12 protein-coding genes and 1 pseudogene are annotated in these 18,128 nt (G+C 46.9%); 6 read left to right on the top strand and 7 right to left on the bottom strand.

The window, feature by feature from the left end; translation table 11 throughout:
* Positions 1–50: 50 nt before the first annotated feature.
* Positions 51–731, top strand: a complete 681-nt coding sequence (locus NQ542_RS02850) for an ABC transporter ATP-binding protein (protein ID WP_005638867.1) — start codon at positions 51–53, stop codon at positions 729–731.
* A gap of 122 nt (positions 732–853) precedes the next feature.
* Positions 854–3,184: an ABC transporter permease gene (locus tag NQ542_RS02855; protein ID WP_005650272.1), complete on the top strand. Its 2,331-nt coding sequence runs from the start codon at positions 854–856 to the stop codon at positions 3,182–3,184.
* A 7-nt stretch (positions 3,185–3,191) separates the two neighbouring features.
* On the opposite strand, the gene NQ542_RS02860 is transcribed toward NQ542_RS02855, so the two are convergent.
* The 5 genes from NQ542_RS02860 to kbl form a co-directional block, all read right to left on the bottom strand.
* Entirely contained in the window at positions 3,192–4,043 is an 852-nt protein-coding gene (locus NQ542_RS02860; RefSeq protein WP_005638869.1) for a DUF6261 family protein, read from the bottom strand.
* Positions 4,044–4,757: 714 nt separating this feature from the next.
* Positions 4,758–6,527 (bottom strand): sensor histidine kinase, encoded by a 1,770-nt coding sequence (locus tag NQ542_RS02865; protein ID WP_005638874.1) that lies wholly within the window; start codon positions 6,525–6,527, stop codon positions 4,758–4,760.
* 120 nt (positions 6,528–6,647) lie between these two features.
* Positions 6,648–7,334 (bottom strand): response regulator transcription factor, encoded by a 687-nt coding sequence (locus tag NQ542_RS02870; protein ID WP_005638875.1) that lies wholly within the window; start codon positions 7,332–7,334, stop codon positions 6,648–6,650.
* 104 nt (positions 7,335–7,438) lie between these two features.
* Entirely contained in the window at positions 7,439–8,284 is an 846-nt protein-coding gene (locus tag NQ542_RS02875; protein WP_005650269.1) for a histidinol-phosphatase, read from the bottom strand.
* A gap of 143 nt (positions 8,285–8,427) precedes the next feature.
* Positions 8,428–9,618 carry a glycine C-acetyltransferase gene (gene kbl / locus NQ542_RS02880; RefSeq protein ID WP_005638878.1) on the bottom strand — a complete coding sequence of 397 codons (1,191 nt, stop codon included), beginning with the start codon at positions 9,616–9,618 and terminating at the stop codon, positions 8,428–8,430.
* 240 nt (positions 9,619–9,858) lie between these two features.
* Between kbl and NQ542_RS02885 the strand changes: the two genes are divergently transcribed.
* The 3 genes from NQ542_RS02885 to NQ542_RS02895 all read left to right on the top strand — a co-directional run bounded on the left by NQ542_RS02885 (position 9,859) and on the right by NQ542_RS02895 (position 15,234).
* A complete protein-coding gene (locus NQ542_RS02885; RefSeq protein ID WP_005642513.1) occupies positions 9,859–10,812 on the top strand; it encodes an NAD-dependent epimerase/dehydratase family protein in 954 nt (317 codons plus the stop codon).
* Between the two features lie 458 nt (positions 10,813–11,270).
* Positions 11,271–12,263 carry an L-glyceraldehyde 3-phosphate reductase gene (mgrA, locus tag NQ542_RS02890; protein ID WP_005638883.1) on the top strand — a complete coding sequence of 331 codons (993 nt, stop codon included), beginning with the start codon at positions 11,271–11,273 and terminating at the stop codon, positions 12,261–12,263.
* A 40-nt stretch (positions 12,264–12,303) separates the two neighbouring features.
* Positions 12,304–15,234 (top strand): PD-(D/E)XK nuclease family protein, encoded by a 2,931-nt coding sequence (locus NQ542_RS02895; protein ID WP_005638885.1) that lies wholly within the window; start codon positions 12,304–12,306, stop codon positions 15,232–15,234.
* Between the two features lie 5 nt (positions 15,235–15,239).
* On the opposite strand, the gene NQ542_RS02900 is transcribed toward NQ542_RS02895, so the two are convergent.
* Entirely contained in the window at positions 15,240–15,911 is a 672-nt protein-coding gene (locus NQ542_RS02900) for a DUF2461 domain-containing protein (protein WP_005650266.1), read from the bottom strand.
* 17 nt (positions 15,912–15,928) lie between these two features.
* Positions 15,929–16,798: an AraC family transcriptional regulator gene (locus NQ542_RS02905; protein WP_005638889.1), complete on the bottom strand. Its 870-nt coding sequence runs from the start codon at positions 16,796–16,798 to the stop codon at positions 15,929–15,931.
* A 123-nt stretch (positions 16,799–16,921) separates the two neighbouring features.
* On the opposite strand from NQ542_RS02905, the pseudogene NQ542_RS02910 reads away from it, so the two are divergent.
* Positions 16,922–17,845, top strand: a pseudogene (locus tag NQ542_RS02910) (MFS transporter); the annotation flags it as partial.
* Positions 17,846–18,128 lie beyond the last annotated feature (283 nt).

An 18,128-nucleotide genomic window follows, 5' to 3' on the forward strand; every position in this document is an offset into this window, starting at 1 on the left:
TTGCCTATAGATAGGCAAGAAGAAGCAATAATAAAAAAACAGATACAGTCATGATTAAAATTGAAGGATTAAGTAAGTTTTTCCGTACGGAAGAGGTGGAAACGATCGCGTTGAACGGCGTGTCGATGGAAGTGAAGGATGGTGAGTTTGTGGCAATCATGGGCCCTTCCGGCTGTGGCAAGTCCACCTTGCTGAATATCCTGGGCCTGTTGGACAACCCGACATCGGGCGACTATTACCTGGCGGACAGGGAAGTCGGACACTTGAAAGAAAAAGAACGTACGCAGGTGCGTAAAGGAAATATCGGTTTCGTGTTCCAGAGTTTCAATCTGATCGACGAACTGAATGTCTTTGAAAACGTGGAGTTGCCGCTTACCTATCTCAAAGTAAAGGCAAGCGAGCGCAAGCAGATGGTCAATGACATCTTGAAGCGCATGAACATCAGCCACCGAGCCAACCACTTTCCACAGCAGCTTTCCGGAGGTCAGCAGCAGCGTGTCGCCATCGCCCGTGCCGTTGTTTCGAATCCGAAAATCATCCTTGCCGATGAGCCGACCGGTAACCTGGACTCCAAAAACGGAGCCGAAGTGATGCAGCTCTTGACCGAACTGAACAAAGAAGGAACCACCATTGTTATGGTGACACACTCCAAACACGATGCGAGCTTCGCCCACCGGGTGATCAACCTGTTCGACGGAAGTATCGTGTCGTCCGTAAACGAATTCATTTAATTTTTGTAAAATAGAACATAGACACATTCTAATTGTTTTGTGATCATATCCGGCTTGGGAAAGTCGGATATGTTCTTTGTGAGATATGAGTTTGGGGTTATGAATTATAAATGGAATACACTATGAATAATCTGTTGAATATAAAATCTTTTCTGAAATTCCTGAGCCGGAACAAGGGGTACACGGCGATCGACGTCTTCGGGCTGTCTGTTTCGCTGATGTTCGTGATCCTGATTGCGGTGTATGTGGAACGGGAATTGAATATCGACAAACAGCAGGCGAATTACGACCGAATCGTCGCCGTCGGCAATGAAGATTTCCTGGAATCGGCCGTCCCGGTTTCCTATTGGCTGGAAGAGCGGTATCCGGAGATCGAGAAAGTCTGTCCGGTCATCACGGATCAAGGGAAGAGTAAACAAATTTTTTATGGAGACAAGAAGTTGACTGCCGATCTCGTATATGCGGATTCGACGTTTTTCGGCCTCTTTTCGTTCAAGATACTCGATGGCGACCGCGACCGGCTTTTGGAAGATCCTTATAGCGCGGTCGTTTCGGAAAGCTTTGCCCGTAAGATATTCGGTAATGACGATCCGATCGGGAAGAGCTTGCGCATCAGCGACTCGACGAGTGTCATGGTTACCGGTGTCATGGAAGACATCAACCGTTCGGTGATTCCGAATGCGGACCTGTTGGTGCGTATCGAGCGGGTGACGGAGTTCAACCAATCACTGTCGAAGACGAATCCGGGTAACGCCGGCTCGTGCGTCTCGTTCCTGTTGCTGAAGCCGGGGATGGACTTGAAGGGGCGGACGGATGAGATACAGAGCTTTTTCAAAGAGCGGTATTGGATTTACCGGTATGATTTCGTGAAGGAAGCACGCGTTGTTCCACTTTCGGATATCTATTTCGGAAATACGGCGTCGCATAGCTTGAACCAAGGCGACAAGCGCTTTTCGTTGGTCTTGATGTCCGTCGGCATTCTGATCCTGATTTTCGCGATCATCAACTATATAAACCTGACGGTGGCACAGGCCGGCCAGCGGGCGAAGGAGATGGCGACACGCCGCCTCTTGGGGTCTTCGCGTGTGGAACTGTTCCTGCGGTTGATGTTGGAGGCTACTTTCCTGACAGTCGTTTCGTTTGCCATCGGGCTGATGTTTGCCAAGGCGGCACTGCCGTATGCCAATGACTTGTTGCAGGTGCGCTTGACGTTCGATGTGCTGGCGACACCGCTTTGGATAGGGGCGATCCTCCTGTTTATCGTGTTGACGGGAGCTTTGTCGGGGGTGCTTCCGGCATTGATGATCTCATCGGCCAAACCGATCGACGTGGTACGCGGGACGTTCCGCCGGCAGACGAAGATGGTGTTCAGCAAGGTCTTCATCACGTTCCAGAATGTGATCACGATCGCCATGATCGCCGCCTCGCTGACGATGTATCTCCAGATCGACCATCTGATCCACGCGCCGTTGGGCTACAACACGACGAACATAATCGAATCGTATAACATTTTCCGTTCCAAAAGCGAGATGGAACGGGCGGAAGATATGTTGCGCCAGCTTCCGATGGTCAAGGCTGTCGGCCATAGCAACGGAACACCTTCGAGCGGGACGAACAATATGAGTGGAACTTACGAGGACAAATCGCTCAGCTTCCAGCAGATACAGGTCGACAGCGCCGCTTTCCGCATTTTCGGTTTCGAGATCAAGTCGGACAACCGGGTGGCCAACGCCGATGGGGGGTGGTATTTGAACGAGCTGGCTTTTAAACAGATGGAATTGTCGGAAGATGCCCCTTCTTTCAGGTGGGGCGAAGATGTGACACCCGTCTTAGGGGTGATCCGTGATTTCCAGTTGAGGGACATTACGCAGGAAAATTCGCCGGTAATGTTCCGTTTCCGGAATATGGAATCAGGCTGGTGGCCGTGGAGCTACGTGGTCGAGGTGCAGGGTGATCCCGTCGAGGCATACGAGTCCGTGCGCAAAGTCTTCGAGGAGGTGTCGGGTGTTCCTTTCGAGGGACAGTTTATCGACCAGGGCATCCGTACGCATTTCGAATCGCAGATTCGTCTGGCCAAGATCGTGGTGATCTTCGCCTGCATTGCGATCCTGATCTCGCTGTTGGGTTTGCTTGCGATGTCGACCTATTTCATCCTGCAACGTTCGCAGGAGGTAGCGATCCGCAAGGTGTTCGGTTCGGACAACCGGGGAATCTTGGTGCGCCTCGTCGGTACGTTCCTGACATATGTCGGGATTGCGTTCGTGATCGCGACGCCGTTGAGCTGGTATTTCATGAAGCAATGGCTGGCGGACTATAGCTACCGGATCGCGCTTAGCCCGCTGATTTTCATCGTTGCTGGTCTTTTCTGCCTCCTGATCTCCTTCCTGGCGGTATTCTTCCAAAGTTGGAAGGCGGCGAATGCAAATCCGGTAGAAAGCGTGAAAAACAATTGACAATTGTTTACAGTTCCCCCGGTCTTTCCTCCCCCGGCTTGCCGCCGCCTTCCGGCTTTTGGGTGGCTCTTTTGGCGTTGATGGTTTTGCGGGTGGCGAGGATGGCTTTCTGGCGGTCGATGAGACGGTTGATGTTATTGATGATCTCCAGATAGTCCGTCTCGCCGTTCACTTCGGCCAGCGCGTTGAGGCGTTTGACGACAGCGCGGTAGGCGGCATCGGTTTCCTGGCGGGCCGCTTTGGTCGCGCCGGTGACGATGGTAGCCTGCTGGCTGTTGCGGTTGGTGAAGAAGGAGATGAATTTCTCATTCGCTTCCTTCAATCGCATCACCCATCTTTCGAGGCCGGCCATCTGGAGACGGTTCGTGACGTCTTCCAGCGAAACACCGTCCAACGGCGAGTTGGTCGGATCGGACAGTTCGCCGGGGCGTTCTTCTTCTTCCGAGTGGTTGTCAAATTCTTCCAAATCCTGGATCAGGTTTATCACAGCACTGTTTTCAGCCAGGTAAGGCAGTGAGCAGGGATCGCCGTTGCGGCGCAGGATGATATCGATTTGGCGGGCGATCTCGGCGATCACCGGATCGAAATCATTCATCGCGACATTGTTCTGGCGTTTTAATCCTCTGTAGGCATCGTCACGGACCTTGTCGAGGCGGGTGACATCATAGGAGAGGACGTTTTCGCCGCCGCTGACTTTCATGGAACCGTCAAATACGTTGTATTTAACTTTGTAGTTGTTTACGAACTCTGTGATTTTGGAGTCTTTGCATTTCTCAAACTCCACGATCGCGAAACTGTGGAAGCCAAAATTTTCGTCTTGGGTAAGACGGGATAAATCAAAACCTTTAATTTCAGACATGGTACATCGTTTAAATATTATTCTTCTGTTTTCATGCTGTCGGGAGTCCCGTCAACGTGTTTTTCTTTGTTTTCATGCTGTCGGGAGTCCCGTCAACGTGTTTTTCTTTGTTTTTATGCTGTCGGGAGCCCCGCCAACGTGTTTTTCTTTGTTTTTGTGCTGTCGGGGGTCCCGCCAACGTGTTTTTCTTTGTTTTCATGCTGTCGGGAGTCCCGTCAACGTGTTTTTCTTTGTTTTCATGCTGTCGGGAGTCCCGTCAACGTGTTTTTCTTTGTTTTCATGCTGTCGGGAGCCCCGTCAACGTGTTTTTCTTTGTTTTCATGCTGTCGGGAACCCCGTCAACGTGTTTTTCTTTGTTTTCATGCTGTCGGGAACCCCGCCGGGATGTTTTTTTCCGTATCTTTATTATCGGGCATCACATCGCTGACAAATATACCTTAAATCGGGCAGGAAACAATTATTTTATCCTTTAATTTTCAACAGATATTGAAAAATGTTGGAATTGCCGGGAGGAAGGCGACGCGAAACTGTCAAAATATTGGACACTCCTGTCTAAAATTTGGACAGAGGGTGTTGGTTGTTGCTTGATTATTGTTCTGTTATCCAATTGATTATGCGTTGTGGTGTAATTTTTGTGTCTTATTGGGCAGAATAGAACAAATACAGATAGCGTGAAGGAGTAGTGACTTTTCTTTCAAGAGAAAAGTCACAGAATCAAATCTTTTTCTTGAGTGTGAAGAAGAATGTCATCCCCTTGCCCAGTCCGCTCTTGGCTGAGATCTGTCCTTTGTGGAAGTTTACGCCGTTCTTGACGATGGAGAGTCCCAGACCGGTCCCGCCCACCTTGCGGCTGCGGCCCTTGTCGACGCGGTAGAAGCGTTCGAAAATGCGGTTCACGTGTTCTTCCGAGACGCCGACGCCATTGTCCGAGAAACTGAAGTAGTAGAATTTCGGATCCTCCTTGTAGCAACTCACCGTGATATGGATGCCTTCGCCCGCATACGCGATCGCGTTGTCGTAGAGGTTGCGGAAGATCGAGTAGAGCAGCGAATAATTGCCATAGATCGTAGGGTTGCCCGGAAGAGCGACCTCTGTCGTGATCTTCTTTTCTTCCATCTCCTTCGAACATTCCTTCTCGATCTCGCCGACCAGTTTTTGGATGTTCACTTCCGACAGCTCGAACATTTCGGAAGCTTCGTCCAGCCGGTTCAATACCGAAATGTCGCGCAGCAGCCCCGTCAGCCTCGTGCTTTGCGAGTAGCAGCGTTCGAGGAAGAACTGGCGTTTGTCGTCCGGCAGCTGCGGATTGCTGATGATCGTTTCGAGATAACCCTGGATACTGCTGACAGGAGTTTTCAGCTCGTGCGCCACGTTCTGCGTCAGCTGCCGTTTCATCCGACTCTCTTCTTCCTGGCGGGAGATGTCGTTGATAGATATCTCATAGCTGTTGTCGAGGAACAGAATGCATTCGATCAGGAAAATCTTTCCGTTCTTGTCCACCGTGACCGATTCGCGCAACACTTTCCGCTTGCGGTTCGTGTTCGGGATGTTTTTGGAGAGGAACAGATGGATCGGTTCCAGTTCCGGAATGTCGACCGCGTCTTCCGACTGTCGTATCTGCATGTCGGAAATCAGGTTCGCGAACTGTACGAACAGGATATTGGACAATATCTCCCTGCCTTCCGGTGTGAACATGGCGAAACCTTCTTTTGCGTACTGGAAATGCTTGATCAGCTTCTCGCGTTCCATCGAAAGCTCGTCCTTGGCCTTCTGCTGGCGGTGGTAAAGCCCGACGATATTCTTCGATATGTCTCCAAGCTCGTCGTTGGGAAAGACATATTCGTTCTCCGGTATGCGGTCTTTCTCCACGTTCAGGGCGAAGTCGCGCAGCTTCGAGATCGTCCGCCCGATGCTGAACGTGAAGCGGGAGAGGACGAAGAAAAATATCAGCGTCATCAACGCCATAAAATAGATGAAATCCTTGTCGATCGTCAGTACGCGCTGTGTGTAAGGGTCCCAGGGGAGGGCGGAGCGGTAGATATACCCGCCGATATTCGTCGCCGTGTAGAAATAGCGTTTACCGGTCGAGTTGGACGAACGGATGGCGAACCCTTCATTGTAGAGGCGTGCCTTGCGTACCTCGCTGCGGTCGTTATGGTTGTTGAATTCCTCGGCACCGCTATTGTCGAACAACACTTTCCCTGCCGGATCGATAATGGTCACGCGAAGATCCTTTTGGGGGATGTCGTCGATAAACTGGTGAACCACCTGGTTGATATCCTCAGTCTGTTGCGTGCGGCGGAACAACTGGTAGTTGTAATTCCCCAACACGTTGTTCAACTTCTCTTGGGCAAACTCCCGTTCCCGCTGATACTGGAACAACAGGAAGCAAGCCGTGAACCCCAGGAACATGGCGAATATCGACCAGAAAAGTCGCTGGCTGAAAGGTATTCTGCTGTTTGTCGTTGATTCTATCTTGACCATGGGGTAAATTAAGAATTAAGAAGTAAGAAGTAAAAATTAAAAATTAAGAAGTAAGAAATCATCTTGGAATGTAAGAATAAGTGCCCGTTCGTTTATTTTTTAATTTTTAATTCTCAATTTTTAATTTTCAAAGCAGTATCCGAAGCCGAGCCGCGTCACGATGTTTTTGCCGTATGGCCCGATCTTTTTGCGCAGGCGGGTGATGTTTACATCGATGGTGCGGTCGAGCACATATACTTCGTCTTTCCATATCCGGGAAAGGATCTCCTCGCGCGAGAACACGTTTCCTTTGTTTTCAAGAAGGAGTTTCAGTATCTCGAATTCCTTTTTGGTGAGCGGGACTTCCTGTCCGTCTACGGAGGCTTTTATGCGCTTCGTGTCGAGTGAGAGAGTTTCATATTTGAGGCATTCGTTTTCCGGCACTTTCTCCTTGTCTGATGTGCGGCGCAGCACGGCTTTCACACGTGCCACCACCTGACGGATGGAGAAAGGCTTGGATATGTAGTCGTCGGCTCCCAAGTTGAAGCCTGTCAGCATATCGTTTTCAGTGTCCTTGGCTGTCAGGAAGATGATGGGGATATCGGCCGTCTTTTCTTCTTTCTTGAGGATGCTGGCCATCTTGAATCCGGATATTTCACCCATCATGACATCTAAAAGCAGCAGTTGGTAGGAGGCTATATCCATCTTCAACGCTTCCTCGGCACTGAAAGCCGTGTCTACTTCATACCCTTCTATCTCAAGATTGAACTTGAGGATTTCGCATAAATCCTCTTCATCGTCCACTACAAGAATCTTCGGCATATCCATAATCTTTGTCTCTTTTTTATTACAAATATAATTTATTTCTGCAAAGGACGTATTTCTGTATTTCGATGAAATGAAATACGTATTACAATAGCGTTACAAATGCGTCAGATCGCCACATCCTGCCACTGTCCGCCGATCAGTTCGCGGGTGGATTTGAACCCGGCCTTTTTCAGCAGTTCGAATGCTTCCGCACGTCCGTCGTTCACCAGGTCGGGATAGTGGCAGTCTGAGTTTACCATCACCGGAATATCCAGCTCACGTAAGCGGTGCAGATAGTCGGTATGCGGGTAGACCTCCTGTTTCTTCACGAGGTTTTTCGTGTTGACTTCGACCATCAGTCCCTTTTCGGCGATCAGGTGCAGACAGTCGTTGAATGGTTTTTGATACCAGTCCGCTTGCAGGTCGAAGCCTTCGCATTTGTGCCCGTTCATGTATATCTTGTCCATGTGCCCGACAATGTCGATTCCGCCTGCCTCGATCATTCGCCGTGTGGAACTGAAATAGTGGGCGACCAGCTTGCGGATATCTCCGTCGTAGTAGGCGTCGACAGACTTCTGGTACTCCCGGAAAGGACCGTCGATACACACCATATTCTCTTCCGCAAGCGGCTGTGCGATCGGAAGAAAGTGGATGGAACCGATACGGTAATCGAGCGGCAGATTGCGGAAGTAGGGGATGGACGCGTTGTAGCTCTCGTCTAAGAAATCGATTTCCAGTCCTACGTATATTTCCAACCGGTCACTGTATTTCTTTTTCAGTCGTTCTATTTCTGTCAGATATTCGGGCATATCGTCTTTAGACATGTTCCAGAATGTTTCGAACGGCAGTGGTGAATGGGATGAAAAACCGTAGGCGCGGAACCCGTGCGCAACAGCGAATTTAATGAAGTCTTCCGGCGTGCTCCGACCGTCACAGAATGTACAATGGCTATGGTAGTTACTGAGTTGCATAAATTTTTACTTGTAAAAGGGCAAAGATAATTTTTTTATCCCGAAAGACAACCTGTTTGATAAAAAAAGGCTTGATTGCTGCCTAAGGGTTAGCGGCAGAATCAAGCCTTGAAAAACACGTGAATAATGAAAAATCGTATGTTTTATTTTATTACGTTCAGTTCTTTTCCAACTTTGATAAATGCAGCGATTGCTTTATCCAGATGTTCCGTTTCGTGGCCTGCGGACAACTGTACGCGGATGCGGGCCTGGCCTTTCGGCACTACCGGGTAGTAGAAGCCGGTAACATAAATGCCTTCTTCCTGCATCTTGGCTGCGAAATCCTGGGATAATTTAGCATCATACAGCATAACGGCGCAGATTGCGGACTGAGTCGGCTTGATGTCGAAACCGGCTGCTAACATCTTTTCACGGAAGTAGCTGACGTTGTTCATCAGTTTCGTATGCAAAGCATCGCTTTCTTTCAGCATCTTGAACATTTCCAGGCTGGCGCCTACGATAGCGGGAGCGACAGAGTTAGAGAACAGATAAGGACGGGAGCGCTGACGCAGCATGTCGATGATTTCTTTCTTTCCGGTTGTGAATCCGCCCATGGCGCCACCGAATGCTTTACCTAACGTACCTGTGAAGATATCGACTCTTCCGTATACATTATATTGTTCAGCCACACCGTGTCCTGTCGGGCCTACTACACCGGCAGAGTGGGATTCGTCAACCATTACCAATGCGTCGTATTTTTCTGCCAGTTCACAGATTTTGTCCATCGGGGCCACGTTTCCGTCCATAGAGAACACACCGTCTGTTGCGATGATGCGATGACGTTGTGCCTGGGCTTCTTGCAGGCAACGTTCCAGGTCGGCCATGTCTGCATTGGCATAACGGTAGCGTTTTGCCTTGCAAAGACGTACGCCGTCAATAATGGAGGCATGGTTTAAAGCATCGGAGATGATCGCATCTTCTTCAGTGAACAACGGTTCGAACAGACCGCCGTTGGCATCGAAACATGCAGCGTACAGGATCGTATCTTCGGTTTTGAAATAGTCGGAGATAGCGGCTTCCAGTTGTTTGTGCAGATCCTGTGTCCCACAGATGAAACGTACGGATGACATGCCGTATCCGTGTGTGTCCATAGCTTCTTTGGCAGCCTTGATCAGACGTTGGTTGTCAGACAGGCCCAGATAGTTGTTTGCGCAGAAGTTCAAAACGTCGCTTCCTGCGTTTACTTTGATGTCGGCTCTTTGAGGAGTGGTGATGATACGCTCGTTCTTATACAATCCGGCAGCTTTGATGTTTGCCAATTCCTGAGTAAGGAAATCTTTCAGTTTACCGTACATAACTTTGTTTTTTGTTAGTATTTTTAATTAAGTTGACAATTATATCTCTATTATCGCAGACAAGTGGCAAAATATTATTCTTGAAACCATTTTTTTCTTTGTCTCTGATTTGTCTGCCGATGCGGCAAAGGTCATATTTTTTTTGAATATATAGGCTAAAAAATACAAGAAATTCATACCGGAATGTTTTTATTCTCTATACCTTTGCCATCGAAAAAACTTAAAAGAACATCAAACGCAATGAAGAATGTATTAGTAATTGGTTCTACCGGTCAGATTGGATCAGAGTTAACCATGAAGTTGAGAGGTATCTACGGTGGAAACATTGTAGCAGGTTACATCCCCGGACAGGAGCCTAAAGGCGAACTGCTGGAATCAGGACCTTCTGCAATTGTCGACATTACAAACGAACAGCAGATTGCTGAGACTGTGTCCAAATATAAGGTAGATACGATTTATAACTTGGCTGCACTGCTGTCAGCCGTTGCAGAAGCAAAACCGCAGCTTGCCTGGAAAATCGGTATGGGCGGTTTGTTTAACGTATTGGAAGTTGCACGTGAAATGCATTGTGCTGTATTCACTCCGAGTTCAATCGGTGTGTTTGGCAATAACACGCCGAAAGACAAGACTCCGCAGGATACGATCCGTAACCCGCGTACTATGTACGGTGTTACGAAAGTTTCAGGCGAGTTGTTGAGTGACTACTACAACATCCGTTTCGGCGTCGACACCCGTTCCGTACGTTTTCCGGGACTTATCTCCTATGTGACACCTCCGGGTGGTGGTACGACCGACTACGCAGTTGATATCTATTATTCGGCTGCCAAAGGTGAGAAGTTTGTATGTCCGATCAAGCAGGGTACATTCATGGATATGATGTATATGCCGGACGGTCTGCGTGCAGCTATTGAAATTATGGAAGCCGATTCGACGAAGTTCGTTCATCGTAATTCTTTCAACATTGCATCCATGAGCTTTGATCCTGAAATTATCTACAACAACATCAAAAAGTATGTTCCTGACTTCCAGATGGAATATGATGTGGATCCGTTACGTCAGGCTATCGCAGAATCATGGCCTAACTCTTTGGATGACACGTGTGCCCGTGAGGAATGGGGCTGGAAACCGGAATATGATCTGGATTCCATGACTCAGGATATGTTGGCTAAATTGAAAGAACGTTTCAATAAGTAAGAATTAATTTTCCGATCATTAGCAGATCGGTAGGAAAGAGGCGACTGCCCGGTGCGGGCAGTCGCCTCTTTGTTTGGATCGTTTTTATTCAGTATTGTAGGCTGTTTCAATCATAATGTGTCTGTTGCTTGTGCAGGGAATGACTAAGTCAAAAGTGTATGAAAAATTATGTTGTAAAACATGAAATGGTTAAATCAGGTTAAGAGAAAGCTTTTTTTTGTGGAAATATTATGCTGCATAACATAAACTCTCTATATTTGCACTGTGTTTTTCATGGTATTAGATTTAAGGTTAACAATGAAGATTGGCTGTCCGTGAGGATAGCCTTTTTTTATTTATACCCGGTTGATGTTGTTTCCTCCGAGAAGCGATCATTTTATCCGAATTGCCCGTTCTTTTGGTATTCTTGATTATATTTGTATATCTGAAAAGATTCATTGTAATAAAAATATCTTTATATGGAAATGTACAAAGCAAATGATAACCGGTATGCCGATATGGCTTATAGGCGTTGTGGGCGGAGCGGATTGCTATTGCCGGTCATCTCTCTGGGATTATGGCATAATTTCGGCAGTGTAGATGTGTTCAGTAACTTTATTCAGATTGCGTATGCCGCTTTCGACAATGGGATTACACATTTTGATCTTGCCAATAATTACGGTCCTGTGTATGGATCGGCAGAGGAAAATTTCGGCCGTATCCTGAAGAAAGGTCTGGGGCAATATCGGGATGAACTTGTTATTTCCACAAAAGCCGGATATGACATGTGGCCTGGTCCGTATGGCAACTGGGGAAGTCGCAAGTATCTGATGGCAAGCCTTGACCAGAGTTTGAAGCGGATGGGATTAGAATATGTGGATATTTTCTATTCGCATCGTCCGGACCCACAGACGCCGATCGAAGAAACGATGGGAGCATTGGCTGACATCGTCCGCCAAGGAAAAGCCCTGTATGTCGGGATATCGAATTACACTGCCGGACAGACGGAAAAAGCACTTGCCGTATTGAAAGAACATCGTGTGCCTTGCTTGATCCATCAAGCGCGTTATTCGATGCTGGATCGCAGGATCGAACCGGACTTGTTGCCTCTGTTGAAGCAGGAAGGAGTAGGGATGATCGCCTTCTCGCCATTGGCACAGGGCATGTTGACGGATAAGTATCTGAACGGTATTCCCGATAATTCGCGTGCGGCCAAATCTACAGGCCATCTTCAACGTGAACAGGTGACGGAAGAAAAAATAAATAAAGTAAGACAACTGAATGACCTTGCCAAACAACGCGGACAGACGTTAGCGGAAATGGCGATTGCCTGGCTGTTGAAAGACGACCGGGTGACGAGCGTCCTGGTGGGAGCCAGTTCGGTTGCACAGTTGATAGATAACCTGAAGGCGTTACAAAATACAGCCTTTTCAGCGGAAGAAATACAAATGATAGAAAATATATTACAGTAATATACACTGATAAATCATCATTTATTAATCCAAACAATTAATGAAACCATTCTTATATCAGGTTGCATCCCTTTTTTATTCTGAATACGGGGCGGAAGTGAGCCGTCTGGCCTTTGTTTTCCCGAATCGCCGTACCGGGCTGTTCTTCCAGAAATACTTGTCGGAAGTATCTGAGAAGCCTCTTTTCTCGCCGACGATCCTGACGATCAACGATCTGTTTGTACAGTTGAGCGGAAAGCAGGCTGCCGATCGGATCAGCATGCTGTTTAAACTATATGATATTTATTTGAGACATAGCGGTTCTTCCGAAACGTTCGACGAGTTCTTGTATTGGGGGGAAATGCTGCTGAATGATTTTGACGATATCGATAAATATATGGCAGATGCCCGTATGCTCTTCACCAATGTGACGGACCTGCGTGAGATAGAGAATGATTTTAGTTTTCTGAGCCCTGAACAAATTGCGGCTATCCGGACTTTTTGGTCTTCTTTTTACCCGAAAGGAGATACGCCCAACCAGGAACAATTTCTGGCGGTCTGGCAGATTTTATATGCCCTATATACCGATTTGCGGGAAGCGCTTGCCACCGAAGGCAAAGGATATGAAGGTATGATTTTCCGGGAAGTTGTCGAACAGATGGAGAAAGACGAATGTTGCGACCTGCCCTATACAAAGGTTGTATTTGTCGGACTGAATGCCCTCTCGGTGGCTGAAGAACGTTTCCTTTCCGGATTGCAAAAACGGGGAATAGCTGATTTTTACTGGGATTACGCCTCTCCGAAAGTGACGGACCCAGATAATAAAGCCTCTTACTTCGTGGAGCGCAATTTGCGGCAATTCCCGTCGCAATTAATTGAAAATGGACAATTGACTATTGACAATGAAGATGACGACAAAAAGAAGATCGAGGTGATCGGCATCCCTTCCGGAATCGGACAGGCAAAGCAAGTGTGCAGCATTCTGAACGAGCTTTGCAAGGAAGACGAAATGAGTGCGGAAGAAGCGTTGCGGACGGCTGTGATTCTGCCGGATGAACATTTGTTGATTCCGGTTCTGAATGCCATTCCCGAACAGATCAAACGGATCAATGTGACGATGGGATATCCGTTGGCCGGTACACCGGTTGCATCTTTGATGGAATATATTCTGGCTTTGCAAAAGAATATTCGTTATGTGGACCGGAGGCCGGTGTTCTATTTCCGGGATGTCTTGCCAATCCTGAACCATCGGTATATCTCGACTACTTCTCCAGAGGTGGTTTCTAATCTGGTAAAAAATATTTCAGAAAACAACAAGATTTACATATCGTATGACGATCTGAATAAGACGCCATTGTTGTCCATCCTCTTTACTCCGGTGACTGCGGTGGAAACTTTCTCCGATTATTTGATTAACGTGTTGCAGGAACTGAATAAAGCTGTTGAAGGTGGAAAGTTGAAAGTTGAAAGTGTAAATAGTGACACGGAGCCACTTTCAACTTTCAACTCTCAACTTTCAACTATTAACGACATCGAACAGGAGTTTATCTTCCATTATTTCGCTACGGTCAACCGGATGAAGGAAGTCATGCGGGAGGCGAATGTAGAAATGAAAATCGACACCTATTTCCGTTTGCTGAAACGTGTGACGGACACAATTACGATTCCTTTCCATGGTGAACCTCTTTCCGGTTTGCAGATCATGGGTGTTTTGGAGACTCGTGCGCTTGACTTTGACCGGTTGATTATCCTTTCGATGAATGAAGGGATTTTCCCGTTGAGGAAAGCGGCTAATTCATTTATTCCTTATAATCTTCGTCGTGGATTCGGTTTGCCGACATACGAACATCAGGACAGTGTTTGGGCGTATCATTTCTATCGTTTGATTTATCGTGCCAGCCATGTCAGTCTGCTTTATGATACAAGAAGCAACGGATTGCAGACAGGCGAGGTTAGCCGTTTCGTGCATCAGTTGCATTATCATTATGAGGAGCCGATACAGAATAAGTTGGTTGTTTACAATGTCTCTTCTTCCAAGACTCCTGCCTTGCAGGTAGCTAAGACGGAGGAAGTCATGAACCGTCTGGCTGATTTCCGGAGTGGCGGGACGCGAGCGATATCGGCGAGTGCAGTCAATACCTATCTGGATTGTCCGCTTAAATTCTATTTCTCCGTTGTCGAGGGAATACGTGAAGAAGAGGAGGTAAGCGAGACGATTGAAAGTAATGTTTTTGGAAGTATCCTGCATAAGGTGATGGAAGAATTGTATCAGCCATTCTGCGGAAAGATGGTGACGGCTGATCTGCTGAAAGCGATCCGAAAAGATACGCCTATGTTGACGGGAGCAGTTGCCCGTGCCTTTGCCGAAATTTTCTTTAAAACGGACATTGTTCGTCCACTCACCGGACAAAATTTCCTGATCGGCGAGATGATTCGCAAATATGTGGAGAAAGTGTTGGAACGTGACGCAAAGCAGACTCCTTTCCGTTATATCGAATCGGAAAAGAAGATAAAATGCCTTTTCCCATTGACGGATAAAAGCAATATCCAGTTGAAAGGATTTATCGACCGTATAGACGAAGTACGCGATGTCGTCCGCATTATTGACTATAAGAGTGGGGGCGGGACGACGCAGTTTACCTCTGTAGAAGCTCTTTTCGACAAAGCAGATACGGATCGTTCCAAAGCGGTTATGCAGGTCTTTATGTATGCATGGATGTATAACAGGTCAGTTCAGCTTTCAACTGCTATTCAGCCGGGTATCTATTATATGAGGACCCTCTTTTCTTCCTCTTTCGATCCTGGAATTTACCATCGTACAGACCGGTTCAAAACAGAACAGGTTTTGGACTTCGCCAACTATCGCACGGATTTTGAAGACAGCCTGCGAAATTGCTTGGATGAAATCTTCGACACAGAAACCCCATTCGTGCAAACCCCGAACGGCAAAGCCTGCATGTATTGTCCGTTTAAGGATATTTGCGGGAAATAGTATTTTTACAGATTTCCCATATATTCATCCACAATTTCATTCAGGAAGCGGTTGAATGGAAGAAGCTTTCGAAAACAATCGATGGTTTCTTCCATCCAGTCCGGCTGGCTGAAAAAACTGTCGGGCTTAATACCTATAACGCTGAAGTCTTTGTGCCTTAATATATGACCGTAAGGAGAATCGGAGGGGAAACCTGCCGGGATACGTTTTAGCATGTCCCCTTCGAGTGACGGGTACAGAGCTTTGAAAGAAGGCTCTTCGATGATGGAAACAAATTCATCTATGTTATTGTATATTTCACGTCGAAGGACTTTCAATATTTCCGGTTTGGGATACCAGATACCACCGGACAGTACGCAGTATTCCGGTTCAAGATGAAAGTAGTAAGCTCCCCGGATACTATGACGTCCTCCTTGAGCAATACAGGCTGACATATAAGTCTTGTAAGGCGACTTGTCGAGGCTGAAACGGATGTCGCGATTAATACGGAACAGACATTTCCGTGCATCCAATCCCCGTATATCAGGATCAAATACACTGATTCGTTCGATTAACTCTTGTACTTCGTTGATAAAAGCGCAGCGAAGTTTGTCATATCGTTCTCTATTTTCATGGAACCAGACGGTATTATTGTTTCGTCGTAAATCGTCTAAGAATCGGATAATTTCTGCATTCATATTAGGATATTCTTTTTTTATTGTATTTTGTATCTCCATTGTTTCGGAGTCATCTGTTTCATCTTTTTGAAATAACGATTGAAGTAGGGAATGTCGGTGAAGCCGCATTGCCAGGCTATTTCGTTAATGTCCTTATCCGGAAAGTTGCGGAGTAAAGTGCCAACGGCCTCTATCCGGTATTCGTTGATGAAGTTTGTAAACGTTTTGCCTGTTTCACGTTTGAAAAACGAGCAGAACGCCGTTGTGCTCATGCTGATTACGTTTGCGGCGTCCGAAAGAGTTATTTTCTCCTTGTAATACTCGATGACGTATTTGAAGATCAGTTGCATGCGTTGCATGTTTTTGGTAATGCCGTTGAATGCCGTTTCCTGCAAACCGATAGGGATTAAATCGGTTGTGGTTCCGATTTGTTGCAGGATGCGGATCAACATCAGCATCCTTTCGCTTGCATTCAGGAGGTTCATTTCTTCTAAGCAGGATTTGATTTTTCCGGCTGTTTCGCCTGTCAGCAGGATGCCTTGCTGGATTGCCGATAACCGGTGAGCGGCATATTCCCATTCGGTAAAAAAAGACAGGCCGGTTTGTAGCAAGTCGGGATTGAATTGCACAACTATGCATCTCCGTTTTCCATCAGGCTCGCAACTTTCGGGGTTATACATCCAACAATGTGGTTGGTTGGTCGGGACCAGTACGACTTCTCCCTCCTCGAACGGCTCCAGAAAGTCGCCTATCATCCGGTAGCCTGAACCTTTCACAACATAACATATTTCTATTTCGGGATGAAAATGAAGAGGCATTTCGTCTTTCGGGTACAAGCTGGAATAATCGTAGCGTAATGAGGCACAACTATCTTTTTTGATTTGTTCGAATTTTAGTTTCTCATGCATGTCGGATGAACTTTCTGATAAAACACAGTAAAATTAGACAATAATTGCATAATCTGCGACAATTACACTTAATAATTTTGTTGTTTCTTTGCGGCCGGAAAAACAGAAAGATTGAATTAGGTTATGAAGAAAGGTTTGTATGCATTGTCTTTTGGCACATTTGGGTTGGGGATTGCAGAGTTTATTATGATGAGTATCTTGCCGGATGTGGCGGCAGGATTTGATATTTCCTTATCCGAAGCCGGTCATCTTATTTCGGCTTATGCGTTGGGTGTATGTGTGGGAGCGCCGTTGGTAGTGGTGGTGGCCAGGAGTTGGCCGCTACGTACGATCTTGCTTGCTTTGGTTGGGCTTTTTGTTGCCGGGAATCTGCTTATGGCTCTGTCGGCCGATTATTGGATGGGGTTGTGTGCCCGGTTTGTATCGGGGTTGCCGCATGGGGCTTATTTCGGAGTCGGTTCGATTGTTGCCAGCCGTTTGGCGGAGAAAGGGAAAAGCACTTCTGCTGTAGCTATTATGATTATGGGGATGACGATTGCCAATTTGTTCGGTGTCCCGGCCGGGAATTTCCTGGGGCACTTTCTGTCCTGGCGTTTGGTTTTTGTGATTGCAGCGTTGTGGGGTGGCGTAACGATTTGGTTTATCCGGAGGTGGGTTCCTGTTTTGCCCGCCCTGCCGGCGACGAATCTGAAAGGGCAGTTTCGTTTTTTGAGAAGGCCGGAACCGTGGATGCTGATTGCTGCTACCATGTTAGGAAACGGGGGAGCTTTTTGCTGGTATAGCTATGTCAATCCGTTAATGACGGAGGTGTCCGGTTTCAGTGTCGGGACAATGCCTGTATTGATGTTGCTGGCGGGTGCGAGCATGTGTGTCGGTAACTATTTGGGAGGGCATTTGTCTGATCGTTTTACACCTGGTATCGTAGCGATGTCCATGCAGTTTCTGATGTTTGCATCACTTCTGCTGATTTATTTTTTTGCTTCGTACGGCTTTTTGTCCGCTTTGCTGATGTGCGTTTGTACTGGTTGCCTGTTTGCAGTTTCTTCGTAAGTATTCGATAAACTCCCTCGTATATTGGGTAACGTATGTTCATAATGTCGTTTATTCATTTTATCGTTCTATGATTTATTGTTACATCAATTCAACCCAAAGATGTGCGGGTTCTATAGTAATTGATATTATCCCTACTAATGGAGCGGATAAAAGGAAGTTTTTCCCCTTTGCCCCTTATTTTCCTGTGACAAATGTGATAAAGCGATATTTTTATCCCTACTTTCCCGCCATAATTGGTATAAAAGGGTATTCTTTCCCTTATTTTCCCTATTTATCG

The sequence above is a fragment of the Parabacteroides merdae ATCC 43184 genome, from assembly GCF_025151215.1.
In the GTDB taxonomy this organism is placed as follows: Bacteria; Bacteroidota; Bacteroidia; order Bacteroidales; family Tannerellaceae; genus Parabacteroides; species Parabacteroides merdae.

Bases quoted from the DNA above. Each gene is read 5' to 3' on its own strand.
- NQ542_RS02900 (WP_005650266.1), bottom strand. From the start codon at position 15,911: ATGAATGCAGAAATTATCCGATTCTTAGACGATTTACGACGAAACAAT.
- NQ542_RS02855 (WP_005650272.1), top strand. From the start codon at position 854: ATGAATAATCTGTTGAATATAAAATCTTTTCTGAAATTCCTGAGCCGG.
- NQ542_RS02885 (WP_005642513.1), top strand. From the start codon at position 9,859: ATGAAGAATGTATTAGTAATTGGTTCTACCGGTCAGATTGGATCAGAG.
- NQ542_RS02905 (WP_005638889.1), bottom strand. From the start codon at position 16,798: ATGCATGAGAAACTAAAATTCGAACAAATCAAAAAAGATAGTTGTGCC.
- NQ542_RS02860 (WP_005638869.1), bottom strand. From the start codon at position 4,043: ATGTCTGAAATTAAAGGTTTTGATTTATCCCGTCTTACCCAAGACGAA.
- mgrA (WP_005638883.1), top strand. From the start codon at position 11,271: ATGGAAATGTACAAAGCAAATGATAACCGGTATGCCGATATGGCTTAT.
- NQ542_RS02850 (WP_005638867.1), top strand. From the start codon at position 51: ATGATTAAAATTGAAGGATTAAGTAAGTTTTTCCGTACGGAAGAGGTG.
- kbl (WP_005638878.1), bottom strand. From the start codon at position 9,618: ATGTACGGTAAACTGAAAGATTTCCTTACTCAGGAATTGGCAAACATC.
- NQ542_RS02865 (WP_005638874.1), bottom strand. From the start codon at position 6,527: ATGGTCAAGATAGAATCAACGACAAACAGCAGAATACCTTTCAGCCAG.
- NQ542_RS02875 (WP_005650269.1), bottom strand. From the start codon at position 8,284: ATGCAACTCAGTAACTACCATAGCCATTGTACATTCTGTGACGGTCGG.
- NQ542_RS02870 (WP_005638875.1), bottom strand. From the start codon at position 7,334: ATGGATATGCCGAAGATTCTTGTAGTGGACGATGAAGAGGATTTATGC.
- NQ542_RS02895 (WP_005638885.1), top strand. From the start codon at position 12,304: ATGAAACCATTCTTATATCAGGTTGCATCCCTTTTTTATTCTGAATAC.